This window comes from Paenalcaligenes sp., assembly GCF_030152715.1.
Lineage (GTDB): Bacteria > Pseudomonadota > Gammaproteobacteria > Burkholderiales > Burkholderiaceae_B > Paenalcaligenes > Paenalcaligenes hermetiae.
In genome coordinates this window covers 1-16,617 of the sequence record NZ_JASLIX010000130.1, presented here as the reverse complement: position 1 = coordinate 16,617, position 16,617 = coordinate 1, and the positions used below count along the sequence as shown (strand labels likewise).

The following is a 16,617-nucleotide window of genomic DNA, read 5'->3' as shown; positions in this document are numbered from 1 at the left end:
GCCTTAACCAGCAAATGAGCGAATTAGAGCGTTTAAAGCAGCGCCATATAGAACACATACAGTTCAGCATGGATCAATTACAAATCTCTGAGAACCAACGTCTACGCAGAAAAGCCGATCACCTTGCGCATATCGATCGGGTCTTTGAAGACTATCTGCATTGGTTAGAAAACACGCAGCTCATTGAAAAACACCCTTATTTGCAAGTGGTAGCGTTGTTTACAGGTCAGGTTCCACATAGGGGATAAAGCAATGTCGCACTGGATTGGAATTAGTAACGAAAACGAGTTTTACAGCCAGCATTATTTGGCAGAAATTTTTAATGGTGACGTCAAAGACGTATTAGAGGCGTGGCAACAACAAGAAAACGAAGCTCGCGCTGCGGCGGTCACTCCCCAAGATGTAGCCCAGATTTGGCGTACCCCCTGGGCACAGATAAATGGTTTAGCACGCGAAGGCTTAGAGACATTAGCCGACCTGCGCCGTAGCGATGCACCAACTCGCCTACGGGTAGGGCGAGAGTGGTTACAGCGCCTATTAGGGGTGTTGGGCTACCCCGTTACCCCCCAGTTAATTCGTATTGAGCACGCTGACTGTGATGTGCCGGTATTAGCCGAGGTCAACGATGCCCAGGGCCAGCCTTTGGTGTGGGTAGTAGAAGCCCAAGCCTTAGAGCATGAACTGGATACCGACCCGTTGGCTTTACCCATCCATACGTTACAGCTTGCTAGCCTGAGTCCTCAGGGCGATTACCGCTTAGCCGACGAGGTGGATTGGCAAAAACGCTTATCTGATGCCATTTTTAGCCAGCCACGCCCCCCGCGTTGGGTGCTTTTAGTCAGCCCCTATCAATGGCTGCTAGTCGATCGTACCAAATACGCACAAAACCGAATGTTGCGTTTTGATTGGTATGAGCTATTAAGCCGGCGCGATAACGACACACTTAAAGCCACCGCGGTTTTATTGCACCGCGAATCGTTATTAGACGGGTTACTCGACACGCTAGATGAAAATGCCCATAAACACGCGTATGGCGTATCCGAAGATTTGAAATATGCACTACGAGAAAGCATCGAGCTCTTAGGCAACGAAGCTGCTAAACAGTTGATTGAGCGCGCACGTGCTCACAACAAGGGCATTTACAGTGGTCAAAATAAGCTTGACCCCGAGCAGCTGTCAGTGGAATGCCTGCGCTTTATGTATCGCTTGTTGTTTTTGTTTTATATCGAGGCACGGCCTGAGCTAGGCTATGCCCCTGTACAAAACGCCACTTATTTACAAAGCTATTCCCTAGAGCATTTACGTGAACTGGAACTGATGCCATTGCACAGCGAAAGCGAGCGCAATGGGTATTATTTTCATGAGTCTTTGCAACTGCTCTTTGATTTGGTGGCCCAAGGTACCCCTGACACAGTTCAACTGGGCTTGCCTGACACACAGCTTAGCCAAAGCGCCCGCGATGCTTTCACCATGCACGCCATCAAATCGCATTTGTTTGATCCCCAGCGCACCCGGTTACTGAGTCAAGTACGCTTTCCAAACCATCTGTTGCAGCGCATTATTCGCTTAATGTCCTTGAGCCGTCCTGGCCAAGGTCGGGGCAGTCGCCGTGCACGAGCAGGACGAATTTCCTATGCGCAACTGGGCATTAACCAATTAGGGGCGGTATACGAAGCCCTATTAAGCTACCGTGGTTTTTTTGCGGACAAAGACCTCTACGAAGTTAAAAAGGCTAAAGAGCGTTATTCGGAACTGGATACTGGCTATTTTGTGGATGCCGATGCACTCGAAGCCTACACGGACGAGGAAAAGGTGTATGTAACCGATGAAAGCACCGGCCAAAAACGCCTGCGTGTGTATCCCAAAGGCAGCTTCATTTATCGCATGGCCGGGCGTGACCGAGAAAAAACCGCCTCATACTACACCCCCGAGGTGCTGACCAAAAGCCTAGTCAAATACGCACTTAAAGAACTCTATGCACAACAGTTGGAGCCGTTGGCTGACGACTATGCCCGTGCGCAACGCTTGCTTGAGCTAAAAATCTGTGAGCCTGCCATGGGCAGCGCAGCGTTCTTAAACGAAGCCATCAACCAGCTTGCAGAAAAATACCTGGAGCTCATGCAAAATGCGCTGGATCAACGTATTGCGCAACAGGACTACCAACAAGAACTGCAAAAAGTCAAAATGTACTTGGCCGATAACTGTGTGTTTGGTATTGACGTAAACCCCGTCGCGGTGGAGCTGGCCGAAGTGTCGCTCTGGTTAAACGCGTTATCGGCGGATCGCTTTGTTCCTTGGTTTGGTTTGCAGTTATTCCATGGTAACTCCCTAATAGGCGCTCGACGCGAGGTGTACAACAGCCAGCAACTGACCGCTAAACCCCGTGATAGCCATTTTTGGCTTAAACAAGCCCCCCAGCGTTTAAGCATGAATACACCAGTGGGTGAACAGCAGGTGTGGCATTTTCTGGTTCCAGCCGAGGGCATGGCAAACTACAAAGATAAAGAAGTCAAAGCCCTGTACCCCGAAGCGTTTAAGCAATTGGCGGCGTGGCGTAAAGATTTTTTTGCCCCATTTAGTGATTTTGATGTACAGCGCTTGCAAAAACTCAGTCAAAAAGTGGATTTGCTCTGGCAAGAACACACCCAAAGCCAACGTGCTATACGTCAAAAAACCAGTGATCCGTACGATGTATTTGGGATGCGCAGCCAACAGCGCCAACGCAGCTCCATCGCAGAAAAAGACCATATCCTAGAGCAAGAGCTGTATGCCAAAGGCCTTAGTAACAGCAGTGCTTTTGGGCGTTTAAAGCTAGCGATGGACTATTGGTGTGCGCTCTGGTTCTGGCCTATAGAGCATATTGCGGATTTACCCACCCGTGAAGAATGGCTGTTCGAGCTAGAAAATCTACTGCTCGGCGATCTCATCAGCACCACACCCCATGCACAGCAGGGGGATTTATTCGCTGCCACCAACCCAGAACAAGGCAAGCGTTTTGTGAGTGCGTTTGGAGTAGTCAATACCCAACTTTTAAAATCGGCTTTTTTCCGCTTTGAATTAGTAGAACGTATTGCCGCACAACAGGCCTTTTTCCACTGGTCCTTACGTTTTGCAGATATTTATGCGGACAGTGCCACCAAACAGGGGGCGGGAGAGCAAGAGGGCTTTGATTTGATCTTGGGGAACCCACCTTGGCTGAAGGTGGAATGGAGCTCGGTAGCGGTGTTGGGTGATTTTGAACCCAGATTTATTTTACGTAAATTCACCGCCCCTCAAATTGCTAAATTACGAGACGAAGTGTTTAGTACCTATCCGCAAGCACAAGCCATTTGGCTAAGTGAGTACGTGGGTAGCGAAGGCACACAGAACTTTCTTAATGCTTACAGCAACTACCCCGTCTTAGCCGGTGTGCAAACGAACCTGTATAAATGCTTCTTGCCGCAGGCGTGGAACAACAGTTCGCCCTTGGGCGTGAGCGGTTTCTTGCACCCGGAAGGGGTTTATGATGATCCTAGGGGTGGGGGGTTAAGACGAGAGCTATATAAACGGTTACGGGCGCATTTTCAGTTTCAAAATGAGTTTTCTTTATTTGAAGGGACTAATGACCATGGGCGTATGCGTTTTGGAATGCATATTTATGGGTTAGAGGATGTAAACGTAAATTTTTCACATATATCTAATTTGTATACACCTACTACGATAGATGCTTGTTTTTCTCATACTGGAAAAGGACAAGTAAGAGGCATTAAAGAAGAGCTGGTTTTACCAAATGGACAGACTCAATCAATATGGAACACTCAAGGACATAAATCTAGAATTATCAAAATTACAAAAAAGGAATTAGCTCTTTTCGCACAGCTTTACGATGAAGCAGGCACCGACCCCTTAGAAGCCCGTTTGCCCGCTTTACATACTACTCAGCTGTTAGCAGTACTACAAAAATTCGCGCAACAACCACAGCGTTTAGGCGATTTGCAGGGTGAATATTTTTCTACGCAGCATTGGAATGAAACGGGTGCTCAGTATGATGGCACTATCAAACGTGAAACCAGTTTTCCCCAAGACCCCAGACAGTGGATTTTATCGGGACCGCATTTTTTTGTAGGCAATCCTTTATATAAAACGCCCAGAGAGGTGTGTACAGCGAATAGTCATTACGACAGCATCGATCTCCTCACCATCCCCGATGATTATTTACCTCGCACCAACTACCTGCCCGCCTGCAGCGCCGACGAATACCGCTCCCGCACACCAAAGGTGAGCTGGGTGGAAGAGGGGGAAACCGAGCCGAAGAGAGTGACGGAGTATTATCGGGTAGTAAATCGAGAGATGATCGGGCCTTCATCTGAAAGAACTTTAATCACAGCGCTACTGCCACCTCAGATTGCACATATCAATACGTGCTTAGCAACTATGTTTAAGTGTTCATGGCAAATGCTGGATTATTTTGCAGGTACTCTTTCTATTGTCTTGGATTACAGAGTTAAAAGTACTGGTATGGGGCATGCGAACACCTCACTTATAAATCAGTTGCCTGTACTAAATAACAATGTATTAAGACCCTTATTACACAGTAGAGCATTGTTACTTGGTTGCTTAACGAGTCTTTACACCGACCTTTGGTCCTCCTGCTGGAATCCAGCCTTCACCCAACAACGCTGGAGTATCCCCGCCGATAGCGACCACCCTGGTGCTCAGGTCTTGCCTCAAGACTTCTTTCAAAATCTCACGCCCCACTGGCAACGTCATAATGCGTTGCGCACGGACTATGCCCGTCGCCAAGCCTTAGTGGAAATAGACGTGCTGGTAGCCCAAGCCCTTGGCTTGTCACTAGACGAATTGCTGACTATCTACCGTGTGCAGTTCCCTGTTATGCGCCAAAACGAAGCCGACACCTGGTACGACCAAAACGGCCGTATCGTCTTCACCCCCAGCAAAGGTCTCGTAGACGTAGGCCTGCCCCGTAACGCCCGCCGTGCCGATTTGGACAATGGCATCCGCTACAGCATCCACAGTGCTCAGCGCCAAGAAACGGACATCGCACTGGGCTGGAATGACATCCAAGACCTGCAAGCCGGCGACACCGTCAGCAAAACCTATCTGGACACCACCCAACCCGAAGCGGTAGAGCGCACCATTGTCTATAAAGCGCCCTTTTTTAAACCCAATCGTGAACAAGACTATGCCATCGCCTGGGCATTTTTTGAGAGCGAGAATTAGGTATGCTCCCCACACTGCTTTCCCGTGAAATTCACGTTGAGCTTAAACATTTTTTAAGCGCGGCTTTTCCAGCGCAGAACAAAGGGTTTCAGGATGAGACTGGTCAAAGCATCATGGAGCGTTTTTTAAACGCTACAGAGCAAGAGAGCAATTTGCTTAAAGGACCGTGGCTAGAAATCAAGTTGCCTTTTCGTTCTGCCAAAGCCAGCGAATCGCCATTAACACAGGTTAAATTACCCTTTGATCCGTATCAACACCAGCTGCGTGCTTATCAGCGTCTGGGTGGGGCGCAGCCGCGGTCTACGATTGTGGCTACCGGTACAGGCTCGGGTAAAACGGAGTGTTTTTTCTATCCGATTTTGGATTACTGCTTGCAAAACCGTCGCCCTGGTATTAAAGCCATCATTATTTACCCCATGAATGCTTTGGCATCGGACCAAGCTCGGCGTTTTGCACGAGAAATTCATGATAAGTATCGCGGCATATCTGTGGGGATGTATACGGGGGATAAAGACGGGGTAGACAGCAAGGCGATGACTGCCACCCATGTCATCACCGACCGTGAAACCCTACAACACAATCCGCCGGATATTTTGCTCACTAACTACAAAATGCTGGATTTGCTGTTGTTGCGTCCTAAGGATCAGCGTATTTGGCAGCATAATATGCGCACCTTTGATTTGTTGCGTTATGTAGTAGTGGATGAGCTGCATACTTTTGATGGTGCGCAGGGCACTGATCTGGCATGCCTGATACGGCGTTTACGGGATAAGCTTAATTTAGGGCCGAATTTAGCGTGTGTGGGGACGTCAGCCACCATAGGGGGGGCAGAGGCTGCAGAAAACTTAATTCGCTATGCAGAGCAGATTTTTGAATCCCATTTTGACACGGATGCGATTATTTTAGAGGATCGGCTCTCGGTAGAAGAATATGTGCAGCAGTTCGCGGCCAGCCTGGTTGACACAGATCACGAGGTCCTGACGCATTGGCCCACATTAGGCAGTGAATTATTACCCGGGGCACAATCGCAGGGGGGGTACCTACGTCAGCAAGCGCAGCTCTGGTTCGAGGTGGATTTAGGCTTAGATAGCACAGATCCAACGGAGTACAACGCCGCTTGTGTGGCGCTAGGGCAGTACCTACATCGGCATATTGCGTTTAGATCGTTATTACATTCGGCGCAACAGGTGGTAGAGATGCGCACGGTGGCGCAGCAATGGGTGGCGGATTTTGGTTTAGCGGACGAGCACCATGCGCTGGCGCTATTAGATAGTTTAACGGCATTGATCTCGGTAGCGCGGGTGTGGGCTAACCCAGAAGATCAAACCAAGGTCATGCCATTTTTGCATGTGCGCGTGCAGCTGTGGTTGCGAGAGTTACGCCGTATGGTGGCTAGTGTTCAGTATCCGTCGGTATTGACCCATGCGGATGATTTAACAAGTACTACGCAGCCTTTACATTTACCAATCGTGCATTGCAATGAGTGTCATCACATGGCGTGGGGGGCGGTACAACCTAAAGGGGAAAATCGAATTCAGCCCGATGTGCAAGCCTTTTATAAACGTTGGTTTGCGCGTTCGCCAGATAGCATTTTGTTGTATCCCTTATTGGCAGATGAGTCGGCGCCGGTACTGTTGAGCAAGGGTACAGAGCTGACCACAGCCCAAGAGCGCCGTTTATGTACGCAGTGTTTGCAATTGCATAATACCGATCAAGCTGAGCAGTGCCCCAGTTGCCAGGTGGAGACCTTACGGGTATGGGCGGTGCAATTAGCGCAGTCACGTAAACGTCATGCTGGCACGCCGCAAGAAACGACGATCATTGAACGCGCAGAAAGCTGTCCGCATTGTCAGATTGAAGGCAGTTTAATGATTGTGGGCTCGCAGGCGGCGAGCTTAGCCAGTGTCATGATTAACCGGCTGTTTGGATCAAATTTGAATGAAGACCATAAGCTGATTGCGTTTTCTGATTCCGTCCAAGACGCGGCACACCGAGCTGGTTTTTTCGGGGCGCGCACCTATAGTCAGACAATACGCCAAGCTTTAGCACAGTTATTGCGCGATGAAAGCCAATCACTCAGCTTACATGAGCTCATGCAAAAAATGCCCAGCTATTGGCTGGATCAATGTGGTGATGCGGCTCAGTTTGTCGGGCAGTTTATTGCCCCCAATATGTTGTGGTTTTCCAGTTATCAGGCGTTGGTAGAGCAAAGCGCTACGGCTGTAGACTCTGCATCGGTGTTGGTTAGTCCGGCTTTGGTGCAAGACGTGCAGCAACGTTTGCAATGGGAGGTATTGCAAGAGTTTGGTTTGCGCTCACAGCTGGGGCGTACCTTAGAGCGTTCTGGGGTAGTAACGGTGTCTGCAGACTCTGAGCTGCTAGAAAAAAGCGCGCTGGCTTTGCAGCAACGCTGGGGCGAGGAAATCGGCCATTTACGAGATATCGCGTTGGCTCAGGTGCAGGCATATTTAAGCGCCTTATTACAGCAGTGGCGCTTGCGTGGGGCCTTATATCATCCAGTATTAGAAAGCTACGTTAAAAATGGTTGTGCTACGTATTTACTTAAGAAAATAAATTGGTTGCCTACCTTCGGTTTTTCTAAAGCACCGGCCGCTATTCGGTTGTTGCATGGTGGTGGCGAAGAGTTTGAAATATTGGTCAGTGCGAAGGGTAAAAATCGTTATTCCCAGCTGTTCGATCAATACGTAGCGCAGGGCGATCATTTTTTTGCCTCGAGCGACTATCAGCAAGCGATGCAGTTAGCAGTACGCGTGCTAAAGGAGCAGGGGTGGTTGTATGAGCTAGAGCATAAGGGGGATGCCGTCTGGCTGTTAAAGCCGGAGCACTGGCAGGTGCAGTTAAATAACGATTCAGTCGCAGCGCAACAGTCGTATCGCGGGCGTCCTGTGCGGTTGGTACCCAAAGAGCACACCGCTTTGATTGATGGTGCAACGCGGGCACGTACGGAGCAGTCTTTCATTCATGGTAAAAACACGTGGGATGTGAATGTGTTATCCGCTACGCCCACCTTAGAAATGGGGATAGATATTGGTGACTTATCGGCGGTGTTATTGTGTTCGGTGCCGCCTAATCAAGCCAATTATTTACAGCGTATTGGGCGTGCGGGTCGTAGTAACGGCAATGCTTTGGCGTTAACCATTGCCACGGGTAAAGATCATGATAATTATTTTTATCATCAGCCTTTGGAAATGATAGCGGGGGCGGTACCTACGCCGGGGGTGTTTTTGCAGGCCATGGCGGTGTTGGAACGCCAGCTAATAGCCTATTGCTTTGATCGCTGGGTCAGTACTGGGGTAGCGGAGGATGCTATCCCCACCAAGCTAAAGCCAGTATTAGATCAAATCGACCAAAGTCAGGATCACAACGCCTTTCCGCGTAATTTGTTGCAGTTTATTGAGCGTGACCCATTACGCTTGCACAGTGATTTTATTCGTCTGTTCCCCGAGATGACCGAGGAAGGTCGCCATCATTTAGCGAATTTTATTAGTGGTGAGGTGCAAGAGGGCGATCACAGTGTAGATAGTACGCCTTTGGGGTGGCGCATTGTGAACCGTTTGCGGGAGCTAAAAAACCTACGCCAAAGTCATTTAGATAGCATTAGGTCGTTAGCAAGAAAAATTAAAAGCACTGAAGAGCTACCGCAGGACGAGGCGCGTGACAAATTACTCGAAGCGTTACGCAAAGAAAGAAGCGCGTTAATGGACTTAGTTAAAGCCATTAATGCCAAACATACTTTTAATTTCTTTACCGATGAGGGGTTGTTACCAAATTATGCCTTCCCTGAGGAGGGGGTGACCTTGCAATCGGTGATTGTGCGTCGTACCGAAAATAAAGAAAAGCCGTATGAGCTGATTGACTTTAGTTTTCAACGCTCGGCACAAACGGCCTTAAGTGAGCTGGCTCCGGAAAATCAGTTTTATGTGGCTGAGCACAAGCTGAGTATTGATCGGGTAGATGTGAAGGTGTCTAAGCCGGTTGACTGGCGTTTATGCCCTGACTGTCATTATTCCAAAGAGCTGACCTCTGAGAGCGATGATGAGACCAGCACCTGTCCACGTTGTGGCAGTGCGGCTTGGGCGAATATTTCGCAAAAGCAAAAGCTATTGAAGCTACGCCAAGTGTTCGCTACGGCGAACTCACGCTTTGATCGTATTGCGGATGATAGCGATCAGCGAGCACCTCGTTTTTATACGCGTCAGTTGTTAATTGATATTGACACTCAAAACTGCCAGGGGGCGGTCAAAATTGATGATGAGGAGCTACCTTTTGGCTTTGAGTTTATTCGTAGTGCGAATTTCAGAGAGATTAATTTTGGGGAAAGCGGTACAGAACAACATGTTTTTACCGTGGCAGGACAAGACTTAGCGCGTAGAGGCTTTAGTTTATGTCGTCATTGCGGCTCAGTGCGTAAACGTAAAAGCAGTGCGCGCCCTTATACCCATGCGTTGGATTGTCCTTTATCCGCCCCTGGAGCTGTAGAACAGGACGATGACTTTTTTGATAGTTTGTATTTGTATCGAGAGTTACAGTCCGAGGCGATACGTATTTTATTGCCTTTGGCTGATGTCGCGGATTCAGAGCAAAAACGCCGTTCGTTGGTGGCGGCACTCAATTTAGGCTTAGAGTTGTATTTTAGGGGCGCTGTGGATCATCTTGAGGTCACGGAAATGATCGTGCCCTCGTCACAGGGTAAAAAACAGTATTTGGTATTGTATGACCGTATTCCTGGCGGTACGGGTTATTTAAAAGAGCTGATGCGAGATCCCCAGCATTTGTTTGATATGTTGAGTCTGGCGCACGATAAGCTAAGTAATTGTGATTGTGCTAATGATGATCACAAAGACGGCTGCTATAGCTGTATTTTGGCTTATCGCAGCAGCTATTATCAAAAGCATATTTCTCGTTCAGCGGCTGCTAATCTGTTGGGGCAGATTATCAAAAACCGTCACAATCTCGTGCCGGTAGAGAACTTGGGTGTGATTCCTATAAACCATATCTTAGAAAGTGCTCTAGAAGAGCGCTTTATTGCCGAGTTGGCTAAAGTTGGCAAACTGACCCGTTATCAATATAACAATAAACCCGCCTATCGTTTACAAATGGCTTCGATGCACTCTGAACCCGGTCGGGTGTGGTTGATTGAGCCCCAAGTGTCTTTTTATGACGAGCAAGGCAAGGAGTTAACCCGCGCTGATTTTGTCATTCGCCCTATTAAGGAAACAGAGTGTAGGCCCGAGTTAGAAATGTGGGTCTATACGGATGGTTTTGAGCACCACTGGAATACGGTGAATGGCGATTTGGTCAAACGATTGCACTTAATGAAGGCTGGACATCCAGTTTGGACTCTAAGTTGGCAAGATCTAGTCGACGAGGACCCTTCCTTTAGTAATGCAATTGCTCAAGCGGTGTTCACCGGGTCAGATCCCGTAGGAAGTCAACGAGTAGACGCAATATGGCAGAAGCTGATGTCTGAATATGGTTGGTCTTCTATAAAGAAAAATCAAGACTTATGGTATCAGGGAGCGTTTGCACAACTAGCGACGTGGTTAACTCAGCCTGGAGCCACCCAGCAGCAGTGGCAGCAGGCAGCCCTGTATTGGTGTTTGCGTCATGGTTTGGCTGGGTTGAATAAATCTTTGCAGGTCCAATTGCAACAACAAATGAAAGCCCATGTTTTGTTAGAGGAGCTGGTTGGACAGGCGCGTCAGGAGCACTGGTTTAGCTTAGCTGCTGTGGTGCCCCAAGCGGCTTTGGTTCAAGGCAAAGAGGCGCTGTTAAGTTTGCCAGAAATGTATCTGATGCTGAATGATACCGTTATAGAACAAAATAAAGCTTCGTTGGAGCTATGGCGTAGCCTGTGGTATGCCGTAAATTTATTGCAGTTTTCACCTCAATTTAATGGGGTGGCATTGAGTGGCCTAAGGCGGGGCGATTTTGATGGCTTGGTTGAGCAGAAAAAGGTCAGAGCCAATACGGTAGAGCAAGGGGAGCTACAACAGGCATGGCGCGATGCCTTAGAGCTGATGCATCCCGATTACTTGCATGTAGGACAGCAATTAGCTCAAGCAGGCTTACCCGCTCCCGAGGTGGGTTATGAGTTTCAAGATGGTGCTGCGGCAGTAGTGGCAGAAGTTGAATTAGCTTGGCCTGATTTGAAAGTGGCTCTATACATAGAAGAAAGCCCTAGCGTACCAGATTGGCATTTTATTTCTTTATCTGCCGAGGACTGCGTAGAGCAAGTCGTGGCTGTGTTAGCGCATGAGGAGTCTTAATCGTATGTCTACACTTCAACCTAAAGTTGCCTTAGGAGATCATTTTTTGAGCGCTTTTGCTGCGATTCCTAAGCAGCAGCAACGTGCGGTATCTAATTTTGTAGCGAAATTTCGTGCGAATCCGACGTCGCCTGGAATCAATTACGAAACCATTCATCATGCGCAAGACAAAAACTTTAGATCCGTGCGTATAGATCAAAATTACCGTGGCATTATTTCTAAACCAGAAAAAGGCAATGTGTATATTTTGTTATGGGTAGACAAGCACGATGAAGCTTATGCGTGGGCGCGACGACACCGTTGTGCGATTCACCCAGAAACGGGTGTGCTGCAATTATTTGAAGTGGAGTCAAGCGTAGAAGAAGCGCAAGCGGGGCAAGTTACGGCGCCGGTGGCGGATGCTTCTCCTTCGCCTTTATTTAATTTAGATGAAAAACAGTTATTACGCCTGGGTGTTCCCGTTGAGCGCTTAGCTTTAGTACAAAGCTTAGTTACCGAAGAGCAATTAGAACAGATCGAACCGAAACTGCCGATAGAAGCGTTTGAGGCGCTATATTTATTAGCAGCTGGGGTATCTTTTGAGGAGGTGTTAGCCGAAGCCGAGGCTAGCTCTAGTAAGCAAGAGGCTATCGATACAGAGGATTATGGTGCGGCGTTAGAGCAAGCGGGTAGCCAGCGTCGCTTTTTTGTGCCCGAGGATGATCAAGAGTTGGCGCGTATGCTAAATGCGCCCTTGGATAAATGGCGTGTCTTTTTACATCCTACGCAGCGTAGCTTAGTAGAACGAGATTGGAATGGTCCAGTACGAGTCTTGGGTGGTGCAGGTACAGGTAAAACCGTAGTCGCTATGCACCGCGCTAAGTGGTTAGTTGCACAAGAGGACTGGGCTAAATCAGACCGTTTATTATTCACGACCTTTAGTAGTAATTTAGCGATTGATATTCAAAGCAACCTGCAAAAAATCTGTACTCCAGAACAATTACAACGTATTGAAGTAGTTAACTTGGATCGTTGGGTTAGCCAGTTCATACGTCGTAATGGCTACCAGTCTCGAATTGTTTATCCAGGTGGTAAAGATGGGATCTATGATCGCTGTTGGGAGTCTGCATTGGCACTCAAACCAACGGATCTTAATTACGCGGATAGTTTTTACCAAGAGGAATGGCAGCGGGTGGTTTTAGCACAAAATATCCGTAGTCAAAAAGAGTACTTGTTTGCCGAGCGCAAGGGGCGTGGGGTGGCTCTGACGCGTCGTTTACGTGCTGCTGTCTGGGTGGTTTTTGAAGAAATGCGCGAACAACTGGCTTTAAATGATTGCATTACGGCTGAGGATGCCAGCTTTTATGCACTAGAGCTATTGCAATCAGGTGAAGACAGTCGCCGCTATCGAGCCATTGTGGTTGATGAAACCCAAGACTTCGGACCCGTTGCCTTACAGCTATTGCGTCAACTCGTTCGCGAGGACAAAAACGATATGTTTTTAGTTGGTGACGCCCATCAACGTATTTATCAACAACAAACACCATTAAGTCATAGCGGGATCAATATCATGGGGCGGGGGCGTAAATTAAAAATTAATTACCGCACTACCGAACGCATCCGTGCCTATGCTATGAGTGTTTTAGAAGGGGTGGAGATTGATGATCTGGATGAGGGCTTAGATCAAGCCAATGATTACCGATCATTAGTCATGGGGCAGCCACCACAGCTTTTTCATGCAGAAAGTTTTGCTGAAGAAGTGGCATGGGTAGTTAAAAATATCCAAACCCTGCAGGAGCAGGGGATTCCGTTGAACGAAATCGCGATAGTAGCTCGTACCAATGCAATTTGTGCTGCCTACGAGCAGGCGTTACAACAGCAGCAGATACCCACCTACAAGTTATCTAGGCAACGCGCCGATAACCCCAACGAGCCCGGAGTGCGCCTAGCCACTATGCACCGTGTGAAGGGGTTGGAGTTCCGTTGTGTGATGCTAGTCAGCATTAACCAGCATATTGTGCCATTGCGTCAGGCTATTCATCATTCAGTTGATCCGGTAGAACAGCGTTTACATGATCTTAATGAACGAGCCTTGCTGCATGTAGCCGCCACTCGAGCTGCTAAAGCTCTTTATGTATCTAGTTATGGACAGAAGAGTGAGTTACTAGGCGCGTAATTAATATTATTATGTAAAAAATAAAATGGACTGTACCTAAAATCATCAGGAACTTGGGAACAGTCCTGTTTTTATATGGTGTTAACAGTCTGAGACATTGCCCTAATAGCAAAAAGCCCAACGTATTGTTGGGCTTTTGCGTGCAGCTCGTACTAGAGAAACAAAGTGCTACTTGAACCACAGTGTCATTTTTTCTTGAGCTAAGCGTTTGTGCTCGGCCTTCAGATGTACTGCTACGGTTGCTACGGCTGCTGTCAGAACAGCCAAGTCATCACTCAAACCTATGGCAGGTAGGGTGTCTGGTATCAGATCAACAGGCGAGATAAAATAACCTAACGCGCCCACAATGGTAGTCTTAGCCCAAGCAGGGGTATCTGAATCGTGTAGGGCGTAGTACATCTGCAGTGCAGGCTCTAAAATCGAGGATCCTGCTTTCTTGGCATGCTTCTTTACCTTAGACCAAAAGGACATGTCGCTGTACTCAGCGTTGTAGTTTTTTTGAGTGCTCATGGCTAACTCCCTGTTCCATTCAACTTAGGTATAAGTTTTACATAGGGTGGGGCGGTTGGGTGAGAACACAAGCTTGTGCTTTTAAGCACTTCGCCAAGAACCTTCCCTAGTTTAAAAGCTTAGCCGCCCGTAGTCACCACTAACCCAGATGTGGTAGACAAACCCTGTAAGCTGTTTAGGTGTATTGTAGGGGAGTTAGTTGTTTGAGTATGTGCCTACAAAGGGGGCGTAGAGATGGTCGAAGAGGCCTTAAAAATGGGCGCAGACTGTGTAGGAAGCATTCCTCATATCCTCCGTTTGGCTGGCTGTCTTTACACAGATCAAGTATAATGTGTGAATGGAAATCAAGCGAGCGTACAAGTTCAGGTTCTATCCGACGTCTGAGCAAGAAATGATTCTTGCCAAGACGTTCGGCTGCGCTCGCTTTGCTTACAACCACATGCTTCGTCTTCGGACGGATGCATGGATGCAGCGGCAGGAGCGCATCGGATACCACGAAACTTCTGCGGCACTTACAGCGCTCAAAAAGCAGCCCGAATACGCTTGGCTCAACGAAGTGTCCAGCGTCCCTGTACAGCAGTCGCTTCGCCACTTGCAATCCGCATTCGCCAACTTCTTTGCCAAGCGAGCCAGCTACCCGCAATTCAAGCGGAAGAATGGACCTCAATCGGCGGAGTACACGACAAGCGCGTTCAAGTGGGATGGCAGGTCGCTCAAGCTGGCGAAGATGAGCGAACCGCTGGCCGTTCGATGGTCGCGCCAGATACCGAAGGCCGCCAAGGTAACAACCGTGACGGTCAGCAAGGACGCCGCCGGGCGGTACTTCGTGAGCCTGCTTTGCGACGATGTGGTCGCCAAGAAGCCCGCCTCGAATGGAAAGGTTGGCGTTGATCTTGGACTGACTCACTTCGCTATCCTTTCTACTGGCGAGAAGGTCGCTGCACCAAACACGTTCCGCAGGTACGAAAAGAAGCTGGCGAAGCTACAGCGGCGGCTCGCCAAAAAGACCAAGGGATCGAGCCGCCGAGAGAAGGCAAAGCTCAAAGTTGCACGTGTGCATGCGAAGATCGCGGACGCTCGCAGGGACTTCCTGCACAAGCTATCAACCAGGCTGATAAACGAGAACCAAGTGATCGCCATTGAGAGCTTGTCCGTGTCGAACATGCAGAAGAACCGTTGCCTATCGAAGTCTATCAGCGATGCAGGTTGGTCTGAATTCGTTCGGCAATTGGAATACAAGGCCCGCTGGTACGGGCGTGAATTGATAGGCATCGACAGGTGGTATCCGTCGTCAAAGCGTTGCTTTGATTGTGGATACACCATGCCAAAGATGCCGCTCAGCGTGCGTGAGTGGGTATGTCCGGAATGTGGATCAATCCACGACCGTGACATAAACGCCGCCCGCAATGTTTTGGCCGCCGGACTGGCGGTGTCAGCCCATGGAGAAGTTGTAAGTCCTGTGTGCATGTAAGTGCGCATTGGTTGGCTTCGGTGAAGTGGGAATCCCCGTCCTTTAGGGCGGGGAGGATGTCAAACTCCATTATTATGAAGGGTAAGTTCAATCGAGGGGCTTTTTTGTTGTGCTAAGCGTGAGCAGGCTCATGAAACGACCTTACAACTGGCCGCTCCTTTTGTTCAGCTTGCCATAGGTCATACTGCCCTTGCATCTGGATCCACATTTCTGCACTTGTGCCTAGGGCATCTTTTAAGCGCAGAGCCATATCAGCAGAGATACCCGCTGAGCCGTTTAGAATTCTAGATAGTGCCGCACGAGTCACGTTTAGTCGTGATGCTGCCTCAGTAACGCTTAGATCGCCTAGGTACTCGCGTAGCACGAGACCTGGGTGTGCTGGATTATTCATACGCATGGTATTTCTCCTAGTGATAGTCTTGGTAGTCCACCAAAATGGCGTCCTCGCCCTCAAAGTAAAAGGTTAGCCGCCAATTGCCGCTAACTGATATGGCCCAATGCTCTTCGACTGACTGACCCTTGGGGTTGTTGCCTTTGAGTTTATGCAGCTTCCAGCCAGGAGCGCTCATATCCTCTGGTTGGGTTGCAGCGTGTAATGCAGTAAGTTGGATTTGGAGTTTCGCTGCATGCTGAGCTTGTATGCCTGACTTAGATCCTTTTTCGAAGAAAGCTTGAAGCCCTTTATGTCGGAAGCTTTTAATCATGCGTATAGTGTATAGCATCGGTATACGAAATGCAAGGATGTAGCCCACTTAGCGTGGGCTTTCCTCGTTGGCTATCATAGGCCATTATTGTGTAACTAATATGAGGCAGAGATGAGGAAAGTGATAGCGGTTGCGGCAATTGGGTTGGGCTTGGCTTGGGGAGGAGTGCAGGCAGAGAATAAGAAACTGCCCACGGAAAAGGAAAGGCTGGAGCTCTGCTATTCGGCGGAAAAACTAGCAAGTAGCATAATGAAAGCTCGGCAAAAG

8 protein-coding genes are annotated in these 16,617 nt (G+C 48.6%); 5 read left to right on the top strand and 3 right to left on the bottom strand.

Annotated elements, in window-relative coordinates; all coding sequences use genetic code 11:
* The 4 genes from Q1V74_RS10615 to Q1V74_RS10600 form a co-directional block, all read left to right on the top strand.
* Nucleotides 1-248, top strand: a 248-nt coding sequence (locus tag Q1V74_RS10615; RefSeq protein ID WP_300648773.1) for a hypothetical protein, incomplete at its 5' end; no start/stop codon positions are given.
* A 4-nt stretch (nucleotides 249-252) separates the two neighbouring features.
* Nucleotides 253-5,220, top strand: a complete 4,968-nt coding sequence (locus Q1V74_RS10610; protein ID WP_300648771.1) for a class I SAM-dependent DNA methyltransferase — start codon at nucleotides 253-255, stop codon at nucleotides 5,218-5,220.
* A gap of 2 nt (nucleotides 5,221-5,222) precedes the next feature.
* On the top strand, nucleotides 5,223-11,510 hold the full coding sequence (locus tag Q1V74_RS10605) for a DEAD/DEAH box helicase (RefSeq protein WP_300648769.1): 6,288 nt from the start codon (nucleotides 5,223-5,225) through the stop codon (nucleotides 11,508-11,510).
* A 4-nt stretch (nucleotides 11,511-11,514) separates the two neighbouring features.
* Nucleotides 11,515-13,665, top strand: a complete 2,151-nt coding sequence (locus Q1V74_RS10600) for a 3'-5' exonuclease (RefSeq protein ID WP_300648767.1) — start codon at nucleotides 11,515-11,517, stop codon at nucleotides 13,663-13,665.
* A 168-nt stretch (nucleotides 13,666-13,833) separates the two neighbouring features.
* Here Q1V74_RS10600 and Q1V74_RS10595 read toward each other — a convergent pair whose 3' ends face one another.
* Nucleotides 13,834-14,175 (bottom strand): YkvA family protein, encoded by a 342-nt coding sequence (locus Q1V74_RS10595; RefSeq protein WP_300648765.1) that lies wholly within the window; start codon nucleotides 14,173-14,175, stop codon nucleotides 13,834-13,836.
* 337 nt (nucleotides 14,176-14,512) lie between these two features.
* Between Q1V74_RS10595 and tnpB the strand changes: the two genes are divergently transcribed.
* On the top strand, nucleotides 14,513-15,646 hold the full coding sequence (gene tnpB / locus Q1V74_RS10590) for an IS200/IS605 family element RNA-guided endonuclease TnpB (RefSeq protein WP_300648763.1): 1,134 nt from the start codon (nucleotides 14,513-14,515) through the stop codon (nucleotides 15,644-15,646).
* A 112-nt stretch (nucleotides 15,647-15,758) separates the two neighbouring features.
* Here tnpB and Q1V74_RS10585 read toward each other — a convergent pair whose 3' ends face one another.
* A complete protein-coding gene (locus tag Q1V74_RS10585; protein WP_300648761.1) occupies nucleotides 15,759-16,043 on the bottom strand; it encodes a HigA family addiction module antitoxin in 285 nt (94 codons plus the stop codon).
* A 10-nt stretch (nucleotides 16,044-16,053) separates the two neighbouring features.
* Nucleotides 16,054-16,350, bottom strand: a complete 297-nt coding sequence (locus Q1V74_RS10580; RefSeq protein ID WP_300648759.1) for a type II toxin-antitoxin system RelE/ParE family toxin — start codon at nucleotides 16,348-16,350, stop codon at nucleotides 16,054-16,056.
* Nucleotides 16,351-16,617 lie beyond the last annotated feature (267 nt).